Source organism: Anaerococcus urinomassiliensis, from assembly GCF_900128425.1.
GTDB classification, from domain to species: domain Bacteria; phylum Bacillota; class Clostridia; order Tissierellales; family Peptoniphilaceae; genus Anaerococcus; species Anaerococcus urinomassiliensis.
This window is the reverse complement of record NZ_LT635781.1, coordinates 77,445-101,103: the sequence shown is the minus strand read 5'-3', so window position 1 is coordinate 101,103 and position 23,659 is coordinate 77,445. Positions and strand designations below refer to the sequence as shown.

21 protein-coding genes are annotated in these 23,659 nt (G+C 35.7%); 2 read left to right on the top strand and 19 right to left on the bottom strand.

The genetic code is table 11. The annotated features are described in order from the left end of the window. Nucleotides 1-9: 9 nt before the first annotated feature. From BQ7474_RS00530 to BQ7474_RS00450, 18 genes are all read right to left on the bottom strand, one after another. Complete coding sequence (locus BQ7474_RS00530) at nucleotides 10-1,095, bottom strand: ABC transporter ATP-binding protein (protein ID WP_073997129.1); 1,086 nt, start codon at nucleotides 1,093-1,095, stop codon at nucleotides 10-12. 9 nt (nucleotides 1,096-1,104) lie between these two features. Continuing rightward, complete coding sequence (locus tag BQ7474_RS00525) at nucleotides 1,105-2,004, bottom strand: sugar ABC transporter permease (RefSeq protein ID WP_073997128.1); 900 nt, start codon at nucleotides 2,002-2,004, stop codon at nucleotides 1,105-1,107. Between the two features lies 1 nt (nucleotide 2,005). Then, nucleotides 2,006-3,766: an ABC transporter permease subunit gene (locus BQ7474_RS00520; protein ID WP_235821443.1), complete on the bottom strand. Its 1,761-nt coding sequence runs from the start codon at nucleotides 3,764-3,766 to the stop codon at nucleotides 2,006-2,008. 95 nt (nucleotides 3,767-3,861) lie between these two features. After that, nucleotides 3,862-4,020, bottom strand: a complete 159-nt coding sequence (locus tag BQ7474_RS10825; protein WP_235821441.1) for a hypothetical protein — start codon at nucleotides 4,018-4,020, stop codon at nucleotides 3,862-3,864. 3 nt (nucleotides 4,021-4,023) lie between these two features. Next, complete coding sequence (locus tag BQ7474_RS00515; RefSeq protein ID WP_073997127.1) at nucleotides 4,024-4,440, bottom strand: hypothetical protein; 417 nt, start codon at nucleotides 4,438-4,440, stop codon at nucleotides 4,024-4,026. Between the two features lie 44 nt (nucleotides 4,441-4,484). Beyond that, nucleotides 4,485-5,822 carry a sugar ABC transporter substrate-binding protein gene (locus tag BQ7474_RS00510; RefSeq protein WP_073997126.1) on the bottom strand — a complete coding sequence of 446 codons (1,338 nt, stop codon included), beginning with the start codon at nucleotides 5,820-5,822 and terminating at the stop codon, nucleotides 4,485-4,487. Nucleotides 5,823-5,985: 163 nt separating this feature from the next. Next, nucleotides 5,986-8,430 (bottom strand): ATP-dependent Clp protease ATP-binding subunit, encoded by a 2,445-nt coding sequence (locus BQ7474_RS00505; RefSeq protein ID WP_073997125.1) that lies wholly within the window; start codon nucleotides 8,428-8,430, stop codon nucleotides 5,986-5,988. Next, nucleotides 8,412-9,398 carry an ATP--guanido phosphotransferase gene (locus tag BQ7474_RS00500; RefSeq protein WP_073997124.1) on the bottom strand — a complete coding sequence of 329 codons (987 nt, stop codon included), beginning with the start codon at nucleotides 9,396-9,398 and terminating at the stop codon, nucleotides 8,412-8,414. The genes BQ7474_RS00505 and BQ7474_RS00500 overlap by 19 nt, the downstream gene beginning before the upstream one ends. Next, nucleotides 9,395-9,976, bottom strand: coding sequence for a UvrB/UvrC motif-containing protein (locus tag BQ7474_RS00495; RefSeq protein ID WP_073997123.1), 582 nt, complete (start codon nucleotides 9,974-9,976; stop codon nucleotides 9,395-9,397). The genes BQ7474_RS00500 and BQ7474_RS00495 overlap by 4 nt, the downstream gene beginning before the upstream one ends. Before the next feature lie 2 nt (nucleotides 9,977-9,978). Beyond that, entirely contained in the window at nucleotides 9,979-10,440 is a 462-nt protein-coding gene (locus BQ7474_RS00490) for a CtsR family transcriptional regulator (RefSeq protein WP_073997122.1), read from the bottom strand. 201 nt (nucleotides 10,441-10,641) lie between these two features. Further along, nucleotides 10,642-12,420: a C69 family dipeptidase gene (locus tag BQ7474_RS00485; RefSeq protein WP_073997121.1), complete on the bottom strand. Its 1,779-nt coding sequence runs from the start codon at nucleotides 12,418-12,420 to the stop codon at nucleotides 10,642-10,644. Between the two features lie 189 nt (nucleotides 12,421-12,609). Then, entirely contained in the window at nucleotides 12,610-14,010 is a 1,401-nt protein-coding gene (locus tag BQ7474_RS00480; protein WP_073997120.1) for an ABC transporter substrate-binding protein, read from the bottom strand. A 58-nt stretch (nucleotides 14,011-14,068) separates the two neighbouring features. After that, nucleotides 14,069-14,887, bottom strand: a complete 819-nt coding sequence (locus tag BQ7474_RS00475; protein ID WP_073997119.1) for a carbohydrate ABC transporter permease — start codon at nucleotides 14,885-14,887, stop codon at nucleotides 14,069-14,071. A 7-nt stretch (nucleotides 14,888-14,894) separates the two neighbouring features. After that, nucleotides 14,895-15,779 carry a carbohydrate ABC transporter permease gene (locus BQ7474_RS00470; RefSeq protein ID WP_073997118.1) on the bottom strand — a complete coding sequence of 295 codons (885 nt, stop codon included), beginning with the start codon at nucleotides 15,777-15,779 and terminating at the stop codon, nucleotides 14,895-14,897. Beyond that, on the bottom strand, nucleotides 15,779-16,846 hold the full coding sequence (locus BQ7474_RS00465; RefSeq protein ID WP_073997117.1) for an ABC transporter ATP-binding protein: 1,068 nt from the start codon (nucleotides 16,844-16,846) through the stop codon (nucleotides 15,779-15,781). Before BQ7474_RS00465 ends, BQ7474_RS00470 begins: the two co-directional genes overlap by 1 nt. Before the next feature lie 156 nt (nucleotides 16,847-17,002). Next, nucleotides 17,003-18,184 carry an amidohydrolase gene (locus BQ7474_RS00460; RefSeq protein WP_073997116.1) on the bottom strand — a complete coding sequence of 394 codons (1,182 nt, stop codon included), beginning with the start codon at nucleotides 18,182-18,184 and terminating at the stop codon, nucleotides 17,003-17,005. A gap of 21 nt (nucleotides 18,185-18,205) precedes the next feature. Then, nucleotides 18,206-19,417, bottom strand: a complete 1,212-nt coding sequence (locus BQ7474_RS00455) for a hypothetical protein (protein WP_073997115.1) — start codon at nucleotides 19,415-19,417, stop codon at nucleotides 18,206-18,208. Between the two features lie 154 nt (nucleotides 19,418-19,571). Next, nucleotides 19,572-20,267, bottom strand: a complete 696-nt coding sequence (locus tag BQ7474_RS00450; protein ID WP_073997114.1) for a zinc metallopeptidase — start codon at nucleotides 20,265-20,267, stop codon at nucleotides 19,572-19,574. Nucleotides 20,268-20,427: 160 nt separating this feature from the next. Here BQ7474_RS00450 and BQ7474_RS00445 point away from each other — a divergent pair, with 160 nt between their 5' ends. Continuing rightward, the gene (locus BQ7474_RS00445; RefSeq protein ID WP_073997113.1) at nucleotides 20,428-20,979 is read left to right on the top strand and encodes a LemA family protein; all 552 of its coding nucleotides are present in this window, start codon (nucleotides 20,428-20,430) and stop codon (nucleotides 20,977-20,979) included. A gap of 23 nt (nucleotides 20,980-21,002) precedes the next feature. Then, a complete protein-coding gene (locus BQ7474_RS00440; protein WP_073997112.1) occupies nucleotides 21,003-22,775 on the top strand; it encodes a DUF2207 family protein in 1,773 nt (590 codons plus the stop codon). A gap of 222 nt (nucleotides 22,776-22,997) precedes the next feature. Here BQ7474_RS00440 and BQ7474_RS00435 read toward each other — a convergent pair whose 3' ends face one another. Further along, nucleotides 22,998-23,651: a potassium channel family protein gene (locus tag BQ7474_RS00435; protein ID WP_073997111.1), complete on the bottom strand. Its 654-nt coding sequence runs from the start codon at nucleotides 23,649-23,651 to the stop codon at nucleotides 22,998-23,000. Nucleotides 23,652-23,659: the final 8 nt, after the last annotated feature.

Sequence of the window (23,659 nt, the reverse complement as noted above, 5' to 3'; positions counted from 1 at the left end):
TTCTTTTCTCTAGTTTATTCTCTTTGTAGTCTCACCGTCAAAGAAGTGTAGGGCTTCTGGGTCTAGGGTGAAGTTGTGGGTTTCGCCTATGTTATATTCGAAGTAGCCTGGTTGGCTTATTACTAAGTTTTGGCCGGCACTTGTTTTGCCGTAGATTAGTTGTTCCTTGCCTAGCATTTCTATGACATCTATCTTGATTGTAGCCAGGTTATAGTCTCTTTTTTCTGCTATAAATCTCTCAGATCTGATGCCTAGGTAAACTTTTTTGCCTTCGTAGTTCTTTATTGCGGCTAGATCTTTTTCTGCTGGTTTGATTACCACTTCTCCCTTATCGCTTACAAAGTTGGCATTTTCTATCTTTCCTTCTATAATATTCATAGTTGGAGATCCGATAAAGCCTGCTACAAAGAGGTTTTCTGGTCTCTCGTAGAATTCTGTTGGAGCTCCTACTTGTTGGATGACTCCCTTATCTAGGAGGACTATCTTTGTCGCCATGGTCATGGCTTCTGTTTGGTCGTGGGTTACATATATACTTGTGGTGTCTAGTTGGTTATGGAGTCTTACTATTTCCACACGCATGGACTCACGAAGTTTCGCATCTAGGTTTGATAGTGGTTCGTCCATCAGGAATACTGCTGGGTTTCTCACTATGGCTCGGCCTAGGGCTACCCTTTGTCTTTGACCACCGGATATGTCTGATGGCCTGTTGTAGAGGTAGTCTTCAAGTTGCAAGACATGGGCAGCGTTTTTTACGCGCTTGTCTATGACCTCTTTGCTTTCGTTTTTCATATTTAGGGAAAAGGCCATATTATCATATACAGTCATATGTGGGTATAGGGCATATGATTGGAATACCATGGCTATGTCCCTGTCTTTTGGTTCTACTTTATTCATAATCTTATCATCGAAATAAAGTGTACCTTCTGTTATTGAGTTTAGCCCTGCTATCATTCGGATAAGGGTTGATTTACCACATCCTGATGGACCAAGAATTACACAAAAATCCTTGTCATCTATGTCAAGGTCTATGTTTCTAAGGGTCCAGTTTTCTCGACCCTCGTATTTTTTACCAATATTTTCTAATTTTACTCTCATTTTCTTCTCCTATCCCTTAACTGCACCTGATGATAGTCCTGATACTAGCTCATCTTGTAGCATAAGGAATAACAACATTACTGGAACTGCTGAAAGGAAACCACCTGCTGCAAAGGCTGGCTGGTTCATATTTCTCATATCGTTGATTAGTGTAAATAAGCCTGTTGCCAATGTGTAGTCCATAGGATTTGTCAAGAGGATTTTTGGCATCATATAGTCCAAAAATGGTCCTATGAAACATTGGAGTGCTATGATTGCTAGCATTGGACGGGCTAGAGGCATTATTATAAGCTTATAAACTTGGAAGTTGCTACAACCATCAATTCTTGCTGCCTCGTCAAGTTCTGGGGATATGCTATCTAGGTAACCTTTTAAGATAAAGGTATTGGTTGCTATAGCTCCACCAGAATAGATTAATATAAGCATGGCCGAACGGGAGAATGCTGGTATTATCCCAGATACTATGGAGTGAATTGCATAGTAGGCTGTGATTCCTGCAAAGGCTGGAATGATTTGCACTAGCATGATTGTTATAAGACTTGCTTTTTTGCCCTTAAATCTGAAACGTGAGTAGGCAAAGCCTGTAAATGACACGAAAATCAGAGTCAATATTGTAGTTATTACGGCAATCTTTAGGGTGTTTAGGACCCATCTTACAAAGTGGGTTTCTTCAAACAAATACTTAAAATTGTCAAAGCCAAAGGCAAATTGTCCACTCATGGAAATATATTGGCCTTGGTTGTTGTTAAAGGAACTAATTACCATGATTAGTAGTGGTAATAAGATTACAGCTGCCCACACCAAAAGAAGTATATAGACTAAGCCAAGAGCGATCTTTCCTCCGGTTGATAGGGGTTGGAGATCTGATAAGTATAGGTTATTTTCTTTTTTATTCTTTCTCTTAAACATATTAATACTCCTTAAAGGCAGATGACTTTCTGTAGCCTAGGTAGCTTATGATTATAAGTATTATTGATATAAATACTGTAATTGCAGCTCCTATAGCCTGATACTGACTTTCCATGGTTAACTTATATATATATGATATGAGGATATCAGAACTTCCCGCCAAGTTTCCATAAATTTCTGGATTGAATGGTCCACCTTGATTGTATAGGTAGATGATGGAGAAGTTATTAAAGTTAAATGTGTATTGGTTGATAAGCATTGGTGCAATTTGGAAAAGCACTAGTGGGATAGTGATTTTAAATGTTTGTTTCAAACCATTTGCTCCATCTATGCTTGCTGCTTCGTATAGGTCCTTTGGAATAGCCTGAAGTACTCCTGTAGTTAGTAGGAAAATATAGGAATGTCCCAGCCAACCTTGGATTAGTATGAGGGCAAGTCTAGTTTGGATAGTGTTATTTTTAATATCCAAACTTCTTCCTAGGATATTAGAGAAGAAATCTGCCAAAACTCCACCACGGCTTGTCATAATTGAGAAAAACATGATGGTGATAAAGGCTGGTATTGCCCAAGGCAATAGGTAAACTGTCCTAAAGAATTTCTTTCCTCGAACTCTCTCGTTATTTACAAGAAGAGCAAATACAAAGCCTAGAACTATGGCAAGGGTTGATGCTGCCAAAGTCCAGATTACTGTCCATCCAAATATAGACCAGAAGGCCTGGCCGGCTATACCCTCTCCACGAGCTATGGTTACGTAGTTGTGGATGCCTATCCATTGGAACTTGTTTTGGTTTTGTGGATCCATATTTGTAAATGAAATCAAAACCGCAGTTATAATTGGTACCATTACTATAAATATTATTACTAATAAAGGTAGGATTGTTATAATGTATGGGAATCCATCAGTGCGCATAAACTTGCGTGTTTCAAACCAATTGTTTGGTCTGATGCCTAGCATTTCAGCTTTTTCAGTTTTTCTAGCATCTTTAAAGGCAGATACATAGATAAAAAGTGAAATTAGGACAAAGACAACAGCCAAAATACCTTCAATCATAAATAGTATGGACCTATCAAGCCTACGTCCACCTTGGGCAAGGCTAATAAGACCAGATATACCCTCGCCTTGGTAATTGCCATAACCTAGAGCGTATGGGATAGCTATTAGGTAGATGAACAAGGTCCCTAGGAAAAACAGGAGGGCTTTTTGCCACTGGCCATTTAATAATTGTCCAAGACCTGGTATAGGAAGACCTACTATAGACCTCCATGCCGATTTCTTTTCTGTTTCGACAGGAGTCCTACGTCTTACTTCTGCTATGTCTGAATCAAGGATTTTCATTGAATTCTTGAAGTCTTGTTTTATCTTATAATTTATTGCTTTAATCTCTTCTTCTAGGGATTTTTTTGGATTTTTAAACTCGGCTGCTAGAGAAGAGTCCTCAAAGCGTTTTTTGTATTTTTCTTTTTCACTCTTGTATGCTTTCTTTGAGATTAGACCCTTGTCAAAGGATTCTTTGAGATTAGCTAAATCTTTGTCGTATTTTTCCTTAAGAAGACCTTTTTCTTTTTCAACTTCTGCCTGGGCTTTTTTAATCTCATCATCACTTAGATCTTTAAGCCTTGTGCTTTTAGCTTCCAGTTGGTTTTTTAGGGCCAAATCGTGCTTTATAATCTCTGGAATTTCTTTGATATATAAATTTGCTTCCTTGTATTTTAGCTCTGCTTCATATGATAGGTCTTTGTTTTCTTCATAAAAGCTAAGCATCTTGTTTGCTATGTGATGTTTTTTGTTAAGATCTGCAAATTTCTTATCGGTTTGATGAGTCTTTGCCCACTCATCTGCTTCTTTGCTAGCTAAATCTAAGAGTTCTTTTTCTTTTTTTCATATTGGCTAAGTTTTTTGATGTAGGGGTGGGAGTTTTTATCGGGATTTTTGCCAGCAATTTTATCTACTATATACTGGTTTTTCCTTGGATAGAGGTTGCCACGGTCATCAGCCAATTCTTTTTGGTATGCCATAAGCTAGTCGATCCTTTCTTTTTTTACTATCACTATAAATAAAATTATATTTAAGATAATGACTAAATAATAAGTTATAGAGTTTAACCTAAATTGAAATAATGTATGCATAAGTGATATAAACGTTGAAAAACAAAAAAATATCTTGTATATCTGGTTTATGCGAATTCTATCGATAGTAAAAAATGTGTATAGGGATATTATCATTGGATTTATTATAGCAAGTATCATGTTAAATAAGATTAAATTGATGTATTGGCTATAGGATAAGTCTTTGTAAACCTTGCTAAAGTCAGTATAAAAATTGATATCTTTGGCATAAAAAAGTGCCTCAAGTGACGCTACTACTATTATTGCCAGCGATACTGCCATAATTTTCTTTAAGAAGATTTCATCTTCTTTTTTTCTTATTGCTTTCATAAATGTAAGAAAAAGGCCAATTGCTTGGCCCCTTTTTCCTATCTTTAATTGAAGTTTGCCATCATTGCTTCAAATGATGATTTTAGTTGGTTGTAAGCTTCTTCTTCGTTTGCAGGTTTTGTTGAGTTCCAAGATAGAACAGCGTTCTTGTATGTGTCCCAAACATCTCCCCATTCTCTAAATAGAGGTCTTGCTGGTGAATTGTTGTAAGATTCGATTGTAGCTGAGATAATCTCTTTATCAGAATCTGGAAGGTCGCTTTCTTCATATGTCTTAGCTTCAACATTTTCTAGAATCTTGCCTGTAGCTTTGAATAGGTCTACTGCGTATTCTGGGTTAACTATTTGTTTGATCATTTCTTCTGCTATAGCTGTTTTTGCTTCATCGCCTTCGATACGAGCATTCATTGATAGTCCCCATCCACCTTGCCAGTGAGCAAGTGGTTTGCCTGCTAGGGTAATGTGACCTATTGGGCTTATTTGTAGGTTGCCTTCGCCAGCTTGTTCGCTGATTGTAGCTGCATCCCATGCACCACCTATACGAACAACACCACCGTTGCCAGTTTTAAATGTTTCGTCTATATATGCCCAACCAGCATCTGGGTCAAATAAAGGTGTGTTGGCTTCGCTGTGTTTTTTCCAATATTCATATAGTCCCTTGAATGTTGCTTGTTTTTCTTCTTCTAGTTCTGAGAAGTCTTTGGTCATATCTGTAAATAATGCACCATCTTCACCCTTGCCAAGAAGTTCGATATTTGATGAGTTTGTTGCAGCTACACCATACCAAGCGTCAAATAGTGGGAATAGTACTGTAGATTCGTCAGCAACATCGTCAATTTCTATTGGATCGTCTGGGTTGATTCCTTTTTCTTCAGCGTTTGCTGTGTTTACATAGGTAATTAGAGATTCGATATTGTATGGGAAAGCAAAATATTCACCATCGATATTGAAGTTTCCACCGATACCATCATCAAAGTTGTCCCAACCACCGATTTCTTTTTGTAGTTTTTGAGAATCAACTGCTGCTAGAATATCATTGCCTACAAGACCATAAAGTCTATCAGCTGGAATAGCAAAAAGATCAGCTACATCTTCGTTTGTAGCATCTGTAGAATCTATGATATCAAGGTGGTCAAAAGCACCAATTGTCTTAAATTCTATTTCAGCATTTGGATATTTTTCCTTAACTCTTTCAGCTGCTTTTTCATAGTGTGGAAGCCAAGCTTCTTCTACTTGTACAGAAAGTGTGCCAGCAATGTCTTCGTTAACTTCTGCCGTTTCTGTTACTTCTGTGTTTTCTCCTGCTTCTTTACTATCAGCTGGTGCGTCAGCTTTTTTGCCGCCACCACAAGCTGTCAATACAAAGGCAAGGCTTAGTGCCATAAAACTTTAATAGCATTTTTCATATAATTCCTCCTTAAAATGAAAACGTTATTGTATTCATATTATAAATAATATTGGGAAAATAGTCAATATCATATTTTAGCTTTGTTAACAAATTTTCATTTAAAAAAACCGTCATATGACGGTTTTATATCATTAGGAACTATTCTATTGTTTGAGTGGCCATATTTTCTTCTAGATTTTCTGCTGGCTTTTTTTCTATATTTTCAAAATGAAGTTCTTCATCTTTTACACTAAGTTTTATTACAGCATCCCTATCTAGCTTGCCATCAAGGATATCTTCTGCAAGTCTATCTTCTATCATCTTTGTGATGTGGCGTTCTAGTGGTCTTGCTCCATATTCGTCGTTGAATCCTTCTTTGGCAAGAAGTTTTACGACTTCTTTGTCATATTCTATGTCTATGTCGATGTTATTTAGCCTATCACGAGTCTTATCTAGCATGAGACTTGTGATTTCTCCTATGTTTTCCTCGCTTAGTGGGTTAAACATTATCACTTCATCTAGCCTATTTAGAAACTCTGGAGCAAAGGCTTCTTTTACTTCGCCTTCTATGATTTCTTTGGTTCTATCCTTATTTTTATCTTCAACATTGCCAGTTTCAAAACCTATAGTTTGCTTTTGGTTAAGACTTGATACGCCTACATTACTTGTCATAATTATGATAGTATTTTTAAAGTCCACTGTGCGGCCTTGACCATCTGTAAGTCTGCCATCATCTAGGATTTGTAGGAGTAGATTGAAAATATCTGGGTGGGCCTTTTCTATCTCATCAAAGAGTATTACAGAATATGGATGGTTTCTAACTTGCTCTGTTAGTTGTCCACCTTCTTCATAACCTACATATCCTGGAGGAGAACCCACTAGACGAGATACGGCAAATTTTTCCATATATTCACTCATGTCCATGCGTATTAGGTGGTCTTCTGATCCAAAGATATTAGCTGCTAGAGTCTTTGCCAGGTAGGTTTTTCCAACACCTGTTGGCCCTACAAATATAAATGAACCTATTGGTTTTGATGGATCTTTTAGGCCAACTCTTGCTCTTTTTATGGCATGGGCTACTGATTTTATAGCTTCATCTTGGCCTATGACAGTTCCTTTCATAGCTGTATCGAGATTTGCATATTTTTCTTTTTCATCTTCAGTTAGCTTTGTTACTGGAACCTTGGACCAGGATGCAACTATGCTTGCTATGTCATCGTAGCCTATAAATTTATTTGGCTTTTCCTTGTTTTTCTTTTCTCTTTCTGCCTCTAGGTCAAATTTGGCTTGGTTTATAATATCTCTTAGTTCTGCAGCTTTTTCAAAGTCTTGGTCTCTAACTGCTTGTTCCTTTTGACCTATGAGCTCATCAATCCTATCTTCTGGCTTTTTGTCAGTTTCTTCTTCTTGGTAGGTTGTTATCCTAACCTTACTCATGGCCTCATCTATGACATCTATTGCCTTATCTGGCAGGTACCTATCGTTGATGTATCTGTCTGTTAGCTCAACTGCAGCATCTATGGCTTCATCTGTGATCTCCACACCATGGTGGTCTTCGTACTTATCCTTGATACCACGAATGATCTTTCTACTATCTTCCAAGGATGGCTCGTCAACTTGGATTGGTTGCATTCGGCGGGTTAGGGCTGAGTCTTTTTCTACGTATTTTCTGTATTCTTCTATAGTAGTTGCTCCAATTATTTGGATATCGCCCTTGGCAAGGATTGGTTTTAGGATATTTGCTGCATCCATTGATCCTTCTGCCGCACCTGCTCCTAGCACCATGTGGAATTCGTCTATGAATAATATAATATCATCGTGATCTTCTAGCTCGTCAAAGAGTTTTTTAAGCCTTTCTTCAAAGTCCCCACGGTATTTGGTTCCTGCTATCATTGATGCCATATCTAGGGACAAAACTTTCTTATTTGCCATAATTCTTGGCACAAGACCCGTTACTATCCTTTGGGCCAAGCCTTCTGATATGGCTGTTTTACCTACTCCAGGCTCACCAATCAAAATAGGATTGTTTTTTGTTCTACGCATTAAAATCTGGATAAGTCTTTCTATTTCCTTATCTCTGCCTATTACTGGGTCAATTTTATTTTTTTCGGCTTCCTTGTTGAGGTTTATAGCATATTTGGTCACATTTTCTGACAAGTCTTCACTTTGTCCATCATCCTTGTTTTCTTCTCTTAATAAGGCCTTTAAATTGTTTTTTACTTGTTCTTTTTCTACTCCTGATAGTAGAAACATTATGTTTGTAAGGCTATCGTCATCTGCAAGTATTGCAAATAGGACATTTTCTTCTCCAGCAGATACTGAACCATACCTTGTGGCATTGAGCCTTGCTAGTTCAAAAATTTGTCTGACTTTTTTGCTATATTCTGTTGCAGGTCTGATTGCTTGACCCTTGCCGATGTTATTTATCACAACTTGGCGAAGCAGGTCGTAGTTTGCACCTGCTTTTTCTAGGGCCTTTGTAGCAACTGAACCTGTCTTCATTAGGGCAAGGAGCAAGTGTTCGCTACCTATATAATCATGGTTTAAGGAGTAGCTTTCTCGCCTTGCTTGTTGGGTTAATTTGTTTAATCTGTTAGCTTCCATTGCCTCTCCTTCATATATGAGTTTAGAAACTCTATCCTTTGGGGATCCTTTTTCCCCTTATATCTATCCTTAGTTAGGTTAAATATCAGATAATCTATTTCATTGTTTGTCAAATCTGTATTAAAACCTAGGTTGTTGTATTTCTTTAGCTTATAAAGCTCCCTTGCAATAGTGTTAAGCGATATGAGCTTTTCACTATTTAAGTTATTTAAAGAAATATTTATCTCTTCTATAATATCATCATCAGAAATCTTATTTAATATTTGATAATCTCTTCTAAATCTTCTTTCATTTCTGACTAGACTATCAATATTTTCTTCCATAGTTTCAATGTATTGGTCCATATCTGGCCTGTAGTTGCCAAAGTTTTTGACCAAATATATATCATCAACGTATTTGTCGTAATATTTTGGTATATATTTTGTGGCATACATGGCTTGGGTCATCATAGCTTGCTTGAATCCAAAATATGATTCTTCTGGATCAACTAGGCCAAATAGGAACATCTTAAGCCTTGCCTCAACTCCTGACCCAGCATTTCTGCCATCACTTGTAAGGTAGCCATATTCTGGAGAAAAGGCAAATTCTATTTTCTCGTCCAATTCTTTTTCCACTTCCAAGGCTATCTTGTAAGCTTTTTTGATATTCATCTCAAAATTTCTTACATTGATCCCAATATGGTCCCTGTCATTTATTGTTAATATATAATCATCCTTAAAAACTAGGGCAATTTGGGCAAGTTTATTATCGCAATCTTCTGATAATACCATATCATTTATAAGTTTATTTTTGGTATCATCATCTATTTCTGCCAATAAAAGCACTTGGCCAGGGTAAATGTCCTTTAGCATCTCCACTATCCTAAGGCTGTCGTCATAGGTAATAGTTGTTGGGAAATCAAAGCCCTTTATATTTCTTCTGATAGATATATTTGAGTTTAAAATGATATCTTTTGCGTATTCTATCAACTTTTCACCTTCATATTCAAGTCATCTATGCGTTCTTTTAGATCAGCTGCTTGTTCATAATCTTCGGTCTCTACTGATTGTTTGAGTTTTTCTTGCAAATTTTTAATCTCTAGGGCTACTTCCTTAAACTCCCTTTCTGCCTTTGGCATCTTGCCAGTGTAGGTATCAAAGTTATTATAAGTTTTCAATATCTTGTTGGTAAGTTTATCAGAAAGCTTGTAGCATTCGCTGCAGCCAAAGATTCCGGCCTTGATATTTGATTCTAAGTTACCACAATTTGGGCAAGTATTTTGCTTTAAGCCTTCCATAAAACTAAAGGCGTGATTGTTCAAATTGTATTTATATTCATAATAATTATCTATAATATCGTCTAAGCCAGGCACAAATTGTTGGAGTAAGGACTCTAAATTTGCACTGTTAAGGTTGATTTTGTGAAATTTACCATCAGAAACATCTTCTCCTGTAAATTCTGTATAGTGTTTTATACAGTCCTCACAAAGGTAGAAATTGTGTTCGTAGCCATTTACTATAGCCTTAACACTGAGGCTAGCATCTTTTCCGCATCTTTCACATTTCATAATTAACTCCTTGCTAGTACACTCAAAAGGATGTTTTTTATTATATCTGACCTAAGGCTATTTCTACTTTTTGCTTCTATCCTAGAAAGAGCCTTGTCGCTTGTGGCATATTTTGCCATCAAAAATTCATCCCTAGTAAAGTACTTTTTCTTATATAAGTCCATGAACAAAATATCAGCACTTGCTTCAGTCATTTGTTCATTTAAGTTTTTAATCAAATAAGATATATAATTATCTTCTTCAACTATGGTAATTATCTTTATAAACCCATTTCCACCACGTTTGCTTTCTATTAGATACCCGTTATGAGGAGTAAATCTAGTAGATAAAACGTAATTTATTTGACTAGGTGCACAATCAAATTGCATGGCCAAATCATTTCTCCCAATCTCAAGCATACCATCGGTGGATTCTTCTAGTAATGCCTTCAAAAATTTTTCTATATCAGATGTAAGACCTGCCATATATTCACCATCTTTCTTAAATGTCTTATTTTAAAAGTCAATAAAAAAGTCTGACCTTTTGACTATCTCTGACCTTTTCTTTTTAAAAAATAGAATCAATAGATTCTTATTTTTATTTTACAATTCTCTATTAAATTTTCAAGCTAAAATTTTGCAAAAAAATAAAGGCTCCAGGATTTCTCCTGGAGTCTTAAGCTTATATTATTTGTTTTCTTTTTTATTTGTATAAGCTAATGCGCTTGCTGAGCCAGCTAATAATAGAGCAATACTAGAAATTCCCATAATACCTGTTTTTGGGTTGTTTGTAGTAGCTTGTTTGTTTGTTACTGCGGCTTTTGTTTGTTTTTGTTGGCCTTGTTTAGTATTTTTTGCATTTTCAGTAACTTCTTTTTCTATTTCTTTTATAGCTTCTTGTTGATCTTTGTCAAATTTGTAGTTTGGAAGCATAGCTAAAAGCTCTTTACTTACTGCAAATGGTTTGCTGTGATCGCCATTTTCAATATAAGCTTTTACTTCGTCTCTAAATTTGGACATAATATTATATACTTGATCTGCAAGATTTATTGATATATCTGTTGCTTTTTGGCTAGCTAGTTCTGGATTTTCGTTTAGAAGTTTTAGCATTTGTGCATCAACATCTTTTTGTTGATCAATTATAGATTGTTGAACTTTTTCTATATAAGCTTGCATACCAGAATCTAGGTCAAGGTCATAATTTGACATACCAAGAGTGTTTAGTTCGTTAAATAGACCGTTAAAGTTGTCATCGCCAACTTTTGTTACTTCTGGTTTATATTTTTCGTGAACATCGTTAATCATTGCTGCATAGTATGGAACAAAGATTGTGTATGATGCATCTGCGATTCCTAACCATTGAAGTGTAGCAAGTTCTTTTGGCATATTTTTACGTTGTTCTAGAACGTGAACTTCCATTTGGTTTTTGTTGCCTATTGGGTAAACTTTTGGATCTTTTGTAGAGTCGTATTCTGTTCCGATTCCTCTTTGTTTTAGGGTATTTAGAACTTCAAGAGTTGTAAGCTTTCTGTTAGCATCTCTAAACATATCTACGTTACCAGAATCATTTGTGATATCTTCTACTTTAAGATCTTTTGTAAGTTCTGGATTGATGTAGGTTAGTCCTTGCCAATATCTTGTTTGAGATCCTTTTGCAACTTCTGCTGCATAAGTTCTCGTTATATCTATATTGCCATTCTCATCTTTTACTAAGAAACCGTTCTTCTCAGCTAAGTCCATAAGGCCTTTTGAATAGATAACATTTTCTGTATCGTTAAGGTCAACGCCTCTCATTACGAACATATTTGGTTGAACTACTACCTTGTCTTTTGGCATCTTAATAGCTACATATTGGTGACCAGATAGGATATCCATGTGCCAAACTTCGTTACCATCACCAATCATTAGGGAGTTATTTTCACCAGCTCCGTGTTCATCTATGATTTTTGCTATATTTTCTATACCTTCTCTAGCAGTTTTAGATTTACCTAAAGTTACACTTTCTAGAGAAACTTCTGTAAATCCACCATCTACTAGTGGGTCAGCTTCTTTAGCCTTTTCATTGTAATATGTGGAAACGGTCGCTGTCATTCCAACACCGTGTTCGTTAACACCTACTGCTCCATAAGCTTGACCAACTACATTGCCATTTTGGTCAACTGGTTCTGGAGTTGCTTTATTTGAATCTCTTACATATGTATATTTGTAAGTTTCTTCTGGCATTTCCATTTCAAAACCATCGGCATCTTTGTACATTGTGCCTTCTTTGTATTCCTTTTCTTCAGAAATACCAAAGATTTTGGTTTGATTGTCATTTAAGTCCTCACTTCTACCATAGTATGTACTACCGTTTTCAGACTCTTCGCTTCCTACATATAGACCTGTACAAGCAAATACTGGTGTTGTCATTGAGAATACCAGCATTGATGCTAGACCAATATTCATTATTTTATGAAATTTTTTCATATTTCCTCCCTTAAAACTACTAATGATGTCGTTTTCATAGTTCTAAATAAAGTATAACATTTAGGGATATTTTGTCAACACATTATAAAATATTTATTCTAAATTTTCGCATAAACGTATAATTAGTATTTTTTATTTATAAACATAAAAAAACTCCCAGGATAATCCTGGAAGTCATAATGATATTAGTTAGTTTGCATCAGAAAAGTCTGATTGATATTGTGGAGCAAAAGCTTCAAGTTCTGCTTTAATATCTGCATCTGGGTTTGATAGGATTTGTTCTAGTGTTGATCCTATGTCGTTATATGCTTGTTGGCTGCCTGGTGCAAGTGGTCTAGAATATAAGTTTTTGGTTGCGTCAGCTAGGATTTTTGCTATAGCTGAGTCGCTATCTTTGTACTTGCTATCTTCAACAGCGCTTGTTCTTGCTGGCATATATCCAGTGTCAAGAGCGAATTGGATTTGACTTTCTTTTGATACTAAGAATTTCAAAAATTCAAAAGCAGCCTTCTTTTCTTCTTCGCTTGCGTTTTCAAACATGTAGATATTTGTACCTTGTTGTACGCTAGATTCTGCTGGATAAGGTGCAGCTTCGTATTCAAATTTGCCTTCTACCCCATCTTTTACATAAACTTCACCAGCATTTGAACCGATGTAAGCTCCTACTTGTTCATTGGCAAATGGGCCTGACATATATTGGTCAGTTCCGGCTATTCTAAAATATCCGTCTTTTATACCTCTTTGATAGTAGTCTACAGCTTCAACTGATTTTTCGCCTGCTACATCAAGATCTTTGTCCATTTCTACGCCATTGTTGTGCATGTATGTTGCATAGTAGTTAGGGAGTGAATCGAATCCAACTCCTGGTATGCCTTTTTCTTCTTTGATTTTTTTAGAAACTTCTTCTAACTCTTCATAATTTGTTGGTACTTCAAGTCCTAGTTCATCAAACATAGTTTTGTTATACCAGAAAACTTCTGTAGATTTGTTAAATGGAAGTCCCATAATCTTGCCATCTTCTTCGATTTCTTCACGAACACCTGGAAGGATGTCCTCGTAATCTTCGATGCCATTTTCGCCATTTACCATATCTGTAAGGTCTGTTACAAGATCTGCGCTTTCAAATTGTAACATCCAGTCAGGATATGCTTGAGTAATGGTTGGCAAGTCTTGTGGTGATTGCATAGTTGCAACTAAGATTTGGTTAAGATCTCCGTAGTTACCTTGGTTTTGTAGGTTAACTTTGATGTTTGGGTTTTCTTCTTCAAATTGTTTTACCAATTTTTCCAAAGCTTCACCTTGGCCACCACCCATTGCATGCCAGAATACTATTTCTGTGGTTTCGCCTGATGCATTGTCATCTTTTGCATCAGCATCCTCTTTAGCTTCCTCAGCATCTGCTTCTTGGTCAGCATTTTCTTTTTCTTCTGTCTTTTCTGCAGTTTCCTCTTCTGTACTTTCTGCAGTTTCCTCTGTTTGCGCTTTGTTTTCTGCGCCTTCCTTAGCTTCTTGGCCATTGTTGCCACAAGCAGTTAAAACAAACAATGAGAGCATTAAGCTCATTAGTAATGAAGTAACTTTCTTTTTCATAAAATCTCCTTTTTTCTTTATCATTACACTTTTTTTATACCCATTAATTCTAATAATGCTAGCCTTTTAATCCACCATAGGCAACTCCTTCCAATATTTGTTTTCTAAATATGAAATAAAGGATTAGTATAGGCAGAATTGTTATAGTAGATGCAGCCATCTGCAAGTGAATATAGGATCCTGCCTCGGTTGCAAAGGCTGATAGACCATTGCTTATCATCCTCATATTCTTTGTATTTGTTACAAGTATTGGCCACAAGAAAGAATTCCAACCTGCTATGAAGTTTAATAGTCCAATAGTAAATAGGGTTGATTTGGAAAGTGGAATCATAACCCTTCTTATAAATTCAAAATCACTTGCCCCATCCACTTTTGCAGCATTATAATAGTCCATTGGTATAGATCTTAAAAACTGCCTTAGATATATTATATAAAAGACACTTGCTAAGAAAGGCAAGATCAATGCCCAATAGCTATCTAAAAGCGAAAGCTTGGCAATGGTTCTAAAATTAGTAAAAACTATGATTTCAAAGGGAATCATAAGCAGAGATAGGAGAATATTTTCTATCCAATTTTTGTGTTTAAAGTTCAAAAAATTAATCGCAAAAGCCGCAAGTGTTGTAGTAGTAAGTGTTCCCAAAGTATTTATAATCGTTACAAAAACTGTATTTAGAAAGTATCTACCAAAAGGAGCCACCTTCATAGCTTCTTTGAAGTTCTCTAATTGCGGGCTTTGAGGCATTAGCTTCGGGGGTATAGCTGTCACTTCCTGGAAAGTCATAAGTGATGATGAAATCATGTAAAAGAAAGGAAATAGGGTGACAACTGCCATTATTATTATAAAAATATATGAAATTACTTTTAAAAACTTATTCATAAGCCACCTATTTTGTTAACCTTTCTATAATCTTTCTTTGGGCAAAAGTTAAAACTAAAAGCATCAAGAACAAAAGTACTGCTGCTGCCATGGCGTGTCCATAGCGGTATTCTACATAAAACTTATTGTAGATATAAAAAACTGCAGTAACAAGTCTGTTGCCAACACCTGCCTTACCATTAAATAGGGCAAATACTCCAGCGTATATCTTGAAAGCTTGGATAAAGCTTGTCAAAAATAGGAAAGTTATGATTTCCTTAAGCTCTGGCAAAGTAATCCTAAAAAATTGCTCGCTTTTTGTAGCACCAAAAGTCTCAGCAACCCTATAATAATTCTTATCAATCCCACGAAGGCCCGCCAATATTACTATTATGTTAAAGGCAAGGGCATTCCATACACCAAATATGATTAGAGCTGGCATATTGTAGTCTCTATTGTTTAGAAAATCAAATGGACCTACTCCAAAAAATCCCAAAAAGTAATTTAAAAATCCATACTGACCGTTTAGTAGGTATCTAAAAACAATACCTATTGCGATGACACTGGTAAGATATGGGATAAAAAATATTGTTTCAAAAAACTTTGATCCCTTTACTTTCTCATAAAGTATGAGGGCAATAACCATTGAAATTACAAGTGACATCGGGACCACGGTTACAGCATAAATAAAGGTGTTTTTCATAGCTAACTTAAATTGTGGGTCTCTTAAAACTATTGGATAGTTAGAAAATCCTACAAATTTGGAATCTAGTATACTATTAGACTCAAGAGACATAAAAAACGTCCTAAAAAGCGGATAAATAGTAAAAATTCCTATGAAAATTATGGCCGGAAGTAGGTAAAGCCAGGCTCTAGGCGAGTTTTCCGCCCTGTATGATCCTTTCCTTTTCATTAGTAAACTCTCTTTCCATCTTCTTCAAATAGATAAACTGACGAATAATCTATGGCAATTTTAATTATATCATCCTTTTCAATTTTTAGCTTTGAATCGGCTATCATCCTTGAAGGAATGCCGTTTAAATTAAAGTGCAAGATCATATATCTACCTATCATTTCAATGTTGTCGACTTTTACACTTATGCCATTATCATCGAAGGTGAAATGTTCCGGTCTGATACCTATGGTATAGGTCTTTTTGTCAAGTTCTTTTTTTAATCTCTCATTTTCAAAATCATTTATATCCAAGGAGAAATCTTTTGATATTAGCTTTTTATTTTGATACTGCATGTCGTACACATTTATAATTGGATTTCCTATAAATTTGGCTACAAAAAGATTGGCAGGTTCCAAATATAAGTTTTGTGGGATGTCGTATTGCTGGATAATTCCCTCATCTATCAAGGCTATATAATCAGAAATGGATAGGGCCTCTTCCTGGTCGTGGGTTACAAATATTGTTGTAACTCCAACATCTTTTACAATATTATGAATCTCTTCACGTATAGAAAGCCTTAATCTCGCATCTAGGTTTGATAGGGGTTCGTCCATCAAAAGAGTCTTAGGATTTTGTACTAGGGCACGAGCAATGGCAACCCTTTGTTGTTGGCCACCAGAAAGTTGGGAAGGTTTTTTGTCTTTATACTCCTTGATATAGGTAAGGTCCATGTATTTTTCAGCAACCTTATTTGCCTCTTTTTGGCTAATTTTCTTATCCCCAACTGTTAAAGGGAAAGTGATATTTTCTAGTACTGTCATATGGGGATATAGGGCGTAGTTTTGGAAGACCATACCAATATTCCTATCTTTGGGGTGTTTGTTTATTATAGATTCACCGTCAAATAAAATATCTCCATCAGTTGGATCTAGAATTCCTGCGATAATATTTAAAATCGTCGATTTGCCGCAACCTGAAGGTCCAAGCAGTGTTACAAGGGCTCCATCGGGTATTTCTAGGTCAATATCCTTTAAGGCTTCAAATCCATTTTCGTAAACTTTCTTCAAATCTCTAATTTCAATCATAATTTCCTCTGCTAATTGTCCATAAATTTTCTAAAAAATTTAAATATTTATAGTGATTATATATCAAATTCTTCTGTTACAATATTCTTACCCTAAATCCTCGTACATACAAAAAACTGACCCTAAAATAAAGTCAGTTTTTGTAATTTTCTTATTCTAATTTTCACCATTTAAAAAATCGATGGCGTATTGGGCATATGTTCCTGCACCATTTTTAAGGGCAGATTCATCGATATTGAATCTTTCGTTATGATGAGGATAGTCTGTGCCTAGTTCAGGATTTCTAGATCCTACAAATCCAAAGCAACCTGGTTTATTTTCTAGATAGTAGGAGAAGTCTTCCCCGCCAGTTGTCTTTTGCATATTTTTAAGTATGTCTTTGCCAGCAAATTTTTCTATTGCATTTATAGCTATAGTAGAAGATTCTTCATCGTTGATTGTTGGGCCTAGGATATATTGGTAGTCAAGCTCGTATGTTGCCCCATAAGCATCACATACACCCTTGATAACCCTTCTCATATCATCTTCTATTCTAGCGCCAATTTCTCTTCGAAAATATCTATTGGTACCTTCCATAGTAGCTTCGCCTGCTATGATATTAAATCTATTGCCACTGTGGAAAGATCCAACAGTTACTGTCACTGAATCAAGTGGAGAATAGTTTCTTGCTACTAATTGTTGTAGGTTTTGAATAACTGCTGCTCCCACCACTACCGCATCTACAGTTTCATTTGGCAAGGATCCGTGGCCAGATTTTCCCTTTATAGTAATGGTAAATCTATCTGCAGCTGCCATCCTATCACCAGCTTCTACAGAAATTTTCCCTGTTTCTAGTCCTGACCAGATGTGAGATCCGTAGATATTGTCAGTTTCTTCATACCAATTTCCTTGTCTTATCATATATTTAGCACCTAGGCCAACTTCCTCAGCCGGTTGGAATATCAAATATACCTTGCCGCAAAGCTCATCTTTAACTTCGTTTAGAATCTTTGCAGCTCCAAGAAGCATCGCCATGTGAGAATCGTGGCCACAAGCGTGCATCTTTCCTTCGTTTTGGGACTTGTATTCGATATCATTTTTCTCGCTAACATTTAGGGCATCGATATCTGCTCTTAGGGCAACAGTTTTGCCTGGCTTGCCACCTTGAATTAGGCCAATTACTCCAGTTTTTGGTTCTTCTTCTGGTATTTCATAAGGAATTCCCATTTTATCAAGCTCTTTAGCAATCCTTTTTGTAGTTTCAAACTCTTCAAAAGAAAGTTCAGGGTGCATATGGAAATATCTTCTCATTTCTACAATATAATCTTCATTTTTACTAACTAATTCTTTTACGTTCATTTTATCTCCTTATAATACATCTTATATAGCAGGGCTAAGCATAGGTGCAAGGATTCCTGCTAATACAACAGAACCAATGGATACCGTGACAAATCCTGCCACTAACATTTTAGGCAAAATTTGTGATAATATCAACTTTCTATCTTCTTCGTTATCACTAACTCCCTTTGCAACTTCCTTAGAAACTACATAGGTTCCTGGAAAGCCAAAAAGAGCTGATAGACCAATTCCAAAGGCCATCCAAGGTCTAATTTTTAGTATTTTGCCTACGATCATAGACATTATACCAATTCCTATAGTTCCTATGATCAAACAAACAGCTATAGGAAGTAATATTTCTAAGACATCTTGTGGACTAGCACCGGCAAGGCCACCGTAGATAACTGACATAAGGGCTCCCATCAAAAATCCAAATGAATTTCCTTTGTTTAGTGGCTCTCTTTCCAAGAATCCAATTTCTGCAAAAATTATACCAAACAATAGCGCCATTACATTTTTGTCCACTCTTATAAGAGCATTTAAAATAAATACTCCCGTGTCAATTCCCTTAATGACATCTGAAAGCAATGTCGCAACAAGGGCTATTAATATGGTTTTTGCCAAATAATAATTTGCTGTGACGTATTTTTCTGGTAGATGAAAAAATGACTTTTTGCTCCTTTCTTCCACTTCCTTATCATCATCAAAGACCTCTCCTGCCCTTTTTAGTTCTAATATACTATTAGCTTCCTTCCTAAGGCAAAAAGAGCAAAGCGGATAGCCTATAAAGCCTTGGACAACAACTAATAGAGTTGCCATCAATTTCAAATCACTTCTGCCAATAGCCTCAGCGTATTTAGCCATTTGTAGGCCAGCTATAACACCACCTGATATAGGAGGCGCTGCAACTATGGCAGTTTCCCTACCTACTATAGGACTTCCAATAAGAAATAGTAATATAACAATACCTACAATCCCTCCAAAGGAAATCAAGACCGTCTTCCACTGATTAGCCAATTGTTTTAAATTTAGCATAGAGCCCATATGTACCAAAAGACTGGTAATAGCTAGGGCCCCTATGTCATATAACAAGGAATCTTTGAAGAGTGTCTCTGGGATTCCCAACCAAAATCCAGCCAAAAATATAACTGAGCATACAAAAAGAGATGGAACTATACTTTTTGTAGCTGCAGCTACTATGTCGCCAATCGTATAAACTATAAAAACAAATAATAATGCCACTAGAGCTTGCATATAATACCCCTTTCTCGCTTTTAATGGGTAAAGCGAAATAATATAAGTGCATTATATACCTATGAATTTCTTTTGTCAATAATTATCAATTATTTTGTATAAATTTTACTTTCATGAAACAAATAAAAAACCCACCCTAGGGTAGGTCTTATATCTAGTCTCTATTTCTATTGCCAAAAAGTAGGAACAATCTTAAAAATTGTAGGGCTGTTGTAAGTGTTGCAGCAACATAGGTGTAAGCTGCAGCCTTTAGCATGGCTTTAGCTTGAGCATTTTCTTCACCTATTAGCATGCCTGATTCTTCTAAGACTTGTAGGGCCCTAGCACTTGCATTAAATTCCACTGGAAGTGTCACTATTTGGAAAACTAGAGTTAATGCAAATAGCACTAATCCAATGTTTAGTAGATTTTGTCTTGATAAAATCATTCCCAAAAAAATCACTGGAAAGCTAAGCTTGGATCCAAAGTTTACCGCTGGAACCAACCAGGATTTTATTTGCAAAGGCATATAGCCTTCCTTGTATTGGATAACGTGGCCAAATTCGTGGGCAGCAACAGCAACAGACGCTATAGATGTATCTTTCATAGATTCTGGAGAAAGAGCTACTTCCTTGGTCGCCGGATTAAAATAATCCCCCATGGCATTATTTATTTGTTTGATTTTTATATCATTATAGCCACGAGTATCTATGATGTAATCTGCAGCTTGTTTGCCTGTAATTTGTTTTTTTGTTTTTATCTTCGAATACTTGGCAAAAGCCTTCTGCACATTTGCCTGAGCTAGCATACTTATAACTATGCCAATAAGCACTAAAATATATGTTCTATCAAATCCATAATAATAAGGCATAAAGCACCTCCTTAACTTTATTATAAGTTATACCCTTTATTTTTAATAATTTAAATATAGATTTAATCTTTCTACTATTTTACACCAATTTTACAATAAAGATTAGTTTTACTATGAAATATAGGGTATTAATTTAATAAATATATTAAGGAGGAAAATTATGAGTCCAGGATGGATTATTTTAATAGTTGTCATACTACTAGCTCTTATTGTAGTTGGTATTTATAATTCACTAGTTAAACAAAATGAAATGGTAGCAAATGCCATGAGCCAGATAGCAGCCCAACTTCAATCTAGGTGGGATGCCCTAAATAACCTCATAGATGCGACAAAAGATTATGCAAAATATGAAAGTGAAAGTTTGGATAAAATCACTAAAAACAGGACAGGAGTCAATAAAGATTCTAATCCAAGCGATGTAGCGCGTGAAGAATCAGAATTCAAGAACGCCCTTACAAAGGTCTATGCTGTAGCAGAAAACTACCCAGACCTAAAGGCAAGCCAAGTTTATAAATCAACTATGGATTCCATAAACAAATACGAAGACAACGTTCGTCATTCTCGTATGATTTATAACGATACAGTTACAAAATTCAACAGATATATAAAAAGCTTCCCACAAAATATTTTTGCAGGAATGTTTGGTTATAGCGAAAAAACATATTTTGAAAACGAGGCAGAAAGCAATCAAGTTCCACGTTGGAATAAGTAATTAGTCCCTTTAGGAGGCTAATAATGAAAAAACTTAGCAAATACCTAGCAAGGGTTTTTATCCTTGCTCTAATATTATTCTTTCCTCATATTGCCCATGCTAATGACCTTCACAGTATCGATATCAATGTTGAAATCGATCAAAATGGTATAGGCCATGTGAAAGAAACTTGGCAAGCTAATGAGGATAATGAAGAAGCAACAGAAAAATACAAGGTAATATCTGACCTGGGGGATATTAAAATCAGAAACTTCAAAGTAGAAAGCGACGAAGGTACATGGCAAGAACTAAGCCCTTGGAATATTGACGCTAGCTTTGATGAAAAAGCCTACAAATATGGCATGGTAGAGGATGGAGATAGGGTTGAACTTTGCTGGGGAATCACTAACTTTGGCGAAAATACCTACCATCTTTCCTACGATATCGATCCCCTTGTAGTGGGCTTAAACGACTACGATATGGTCTATTTTAGATTTATAAAAGAAAACTTAGACCCCCTACCAGATAAGATTTCCATTACTATCAAAGGACCTAATAGCTTTGATGATGAAGTTTTGATGTGGGGCTTTGGTTTTGAGGGAGATGTCCACAATGTAGATGGTGAGATTGTTGCAAAAAGTGATGGAGATGTCCAATATGGCCAAGTTATGCTTCGCTTGCCTAAGGGAACTTTTGATACATCCTATCATATAGACAAAGATTTTGATTTTTATGCAGATATGGCCCAAGAAGGATCTGATTATGGAAGCGCAGATGATGCTGGTGATTATGATGAGGATTATGAATATGGCGAATCGACACCCTTTAATCCTTTCCTATTTTTCTTAAGTGGAGCCTTATCTTTAATAGGACCTATTATTGGATTTATATTTTTTGGCCTAGCTTTTAAATCCTTAAAGGGATCTAGTGATTACAAGATAATCAATAAAAAAGTCCTAAAAAAAGAAAGTAAGTTCAAAGACCAATACTACAGGGATATTCCTTATGACGGACCTATAGAAGATACTTATCTAATAAGTCAAAATGCTAAAGGTTTAAACATTAATTACGAAAATTATATAACTGCTTTTTTATTAAAGTGGGTTTATCAAGATGCTATAAGCTTTGGTGAAGATGAAGAAAAAGTCTTATTTTTTGATACTAAATCTTCATATATTTCCATAAATCATGAACCTTCTAATATGAGCCAAGTGGAAAGTGGATTCTTTGATATCCTTAAAAGAAGTGAAGAATACACAGATGACGGGAAGATCAAGCAAAAACATATAGAGAAATTCATCAAGAAAAACCAAGATTTCATGGAAGACTATTTCGAAAGTTTTAGCGAAAATTCCCTAGACCAGCTAGTAGACCGTGGATATCTAATAAATAATAAGAAAAAGAAAGCTTTATCTAGTAAGTTCAAAAACAAGATTACTATCACAGATAGCGGTATCGACTTATACGAAAACTTTATAAAATTTAAGAACTACCTAGAAGACTATTCTCTAATCGAAGAAAGGGATATAAATGAGGTCAAACTTTGGGATGGCTTTATGATTTATGCAGCTATTTATGGCATAAGCAAGAAAGTTTACAGTAATTTTACTGATATATACCCAGAATACGAAAATATGAGTGCCTTTGACTTTTACATGATATCAAATATTACTTCATACTCATCTGGAATTAGTTCCGCTGCATCAAGCACCCTCTCAAGCTTTGAGTCAGGCGGCTTTGGTGGATCATCATCCTTTGGCGGTGGTGGTGGAAGCTTTGGAGGAGGATCTGGAGGTTCTGGTGGAGGCAGTAGGTAAAAATAAACACAGAAAAAGAGCTAGATTTCTAGCTCTTTTTCATTTAGAAAAGAATAAGTTAGTCCTAGTTTTCTAAGGGAAAACTATAAGGAATTAATAATGAAAAACCTAGCTATTTAATAGCTAACTATATTATAACACAGATAAAAAAATATGCAAACATTTTCTTAAATATGTTTTTCAATCAAATCCTATTTACAAAATTAAATTTCAATATTAATTTCAAATGCTCTTTTCTAGTTCTTTAGCGTTTTCACTAGTTCCTATTAAAACCAAGATGTCATTTTCTTCGATTTCAAGGCTAGGATCAAAGTCTATTATCATTTGTCCATCTCTTTCAAAGGCCACAACATTCATCTGATACTCATTTCTAAAGTCTAAGTCTATCAAGTTTTTGCCCATCCAGGACTTATGAGCTTTGACTTCTATAATAGAAAACTCATCTGAAAATTCAATAATCTCTAGCAAGTTAGGTCCCACAAGAGATCTTGCAAGCCTTTCAGCTGTATCTGCTTCTGGAAAAACAATGTAGTCTGCCCCAATCTTTTCTAAAATTCTGGCATGAGATTCACTTGAAGCCTTTGCTATTACTTGGTTAATCCCGCTATCCTTACAAATTAATGTAGCCTCAATGGACGCTTCTAAATTTGAGCCAGTCGCTATTATAGCTGCATCATAATTATTGATACCAAGAGATTTGAGAGCTTGCTCTTCAGTGATATCTGCTTGAACAGAACTTGATACAAAGCTTGCTATTTTTTCTACTGTTTTATAGTTTGAGTCAACTGCAGTAACATAGGCTCCCTTTTGAGCTAGTCTGGTTGCTACCGCATAGCCAAATCTGCCTAGTCCTAAAACAATTATATTTCTTTGCATAATTCCTC

Bases quoted from the DNA above. Each gene is read 5' to 3' on its own strand.
- BQ7474_RS00530 (WP_073997129.1), bottom strand. From the start codon at position 1,095: ATGAGAGTAAAATTAGAAAATATTGGTAAAAAATACGAGGGTCGAGAA.
- BQ7474_RS00525 (WP_073997128.1), bottom strand. From the start codon at position 2,004: ATGTTTAAGAGAAAGAATAAAAAAGAAAATAACCTATACTTATCAGAT.
- BQ7474_RS00520 (WP_235821443.1), bottom strand. From the start codon at position 3,766: ATGCTTAGCTTTTATGAAGAAAACAAAGACCTATCATATGAAGCAGAG.
- BQ7474_RS10825 (WP_235821441.1), bottom strand. From the start codon at position 4,020: ATGGCATACCAAAAAGAATTGGCTGATGACCGTGGCAACCTCTATCCA.
- BQ7474_RS00515 (WP_073997127.1), bottom strand. From the start codon at position 4,440: ATGAAAGCAATAAGAAAAAAAGAAGATGAAATCTTCTTAAAGAAAATT.
- BQ7474_RS00510 (WP_073997126.1), bottom strand. From the start codon at position 5,822: ATGGCACTAAGCCTTGCCTTTGTATTGACAGCTTGTGGTGGCGGCAAA.
- BQ7474_RS00505 (WP_073997125.1), bottom strand. From the start codon at position 8,430: ATGGAAGCTAACAGATTAAACAAATTAACCCAACAAGCAAGGCGAGAA.
- BQ7474_RS00495 (WP_073997123.1), bottom strand. From the start codon at position 9,976: ATGAAATGTGAAAGATGCGGAAAAGATGCTAGCCTCAGTGTTAAGGCT.
- BQ7474_RS00490 (WP_073997122.1), bottom strand. From the start codon at position 10,440: ATGGCAGGTCTTACATCTGATATAGAAAAATTTTTGAAGGCATTACTA.
- BQ7474_RS00485 (WP_073997121.1), bottom strand. From the start codon at position 12,420: ATGAAAAAATTTCATAAAATAATGAATATTGGTCTAGCATCAATGCTG.
- BQ7474_RS00480 (WP_073997120.1), bottom strand. From the start codon at position 14,010: ATGAAAAAGAAAGTTACTTCATTACTAATGAGCTTAATGCTCTCATTG.
- BQ7474_RS00475 (WP_073997119.1), bottom strand. From the start codon at position 14,887: ATGAATAAGTTTTTAAAAGTAATTTCATATATTTTTATAATAATAATG.
- BQ7474_RS00470 (WP_073997118.1), bottom strand. From the start codon at position 15,779: ATGAAAAGGAAAGGATCATACAGGGCGGAAAACTCGCCTAGAGCCTGG.
- BQ7474_RS00465 (WP_073997117.1), bottom strand. From the start codon at position 16,846: ATGATTGAAATTAGAGATTTGAAGAAAGTTTACGAAAATGGATTTGAA.
- BQ7474_RS00460 (WP_073997116.1), bottom strand. From the start codon at position 18,184: ATGAACGTAAAAGAATTAGTTAGTAAAAATGAAGATTATATTGTAGAA.
- BQ7474_RS00455 (WP_073997115.1), bottom strand. From the start codon at position 19,417: ATGCAAGCTCTAGTGGCATTATTATTTGTTTTTATAGTTTATACGATT.
- BQ7474_RS00450 (WP_073997114.1), bottom strand. From the start codon at position 20,267: ATGCCTTATTATTATGGATTTGATAGAACATATATTTTAGTGCTTATT.
- BQ7474_RS00445 (WP_073997113.1), top strand. From the start codon at position 20,428: ATGAGTCCAGGATGGATTATTTTAATAGTTGTCATACTACTAGCTCTT.
- BQ7474_RS00440 (WP_073997112.1), top strand. From the start codon at position 21,003: ATGAAAAAACTTAGCAAATACCTAGCAAGGGTTTTTATCCTTGCTCTA.
- BQ7474_RS00435 (WP_073997111.1), bottom strand. From the start codon at position 23,651: ATGCAAAGAAATATAATTGTTTTAGGACTAGGCAGATTTGGCTATGCG.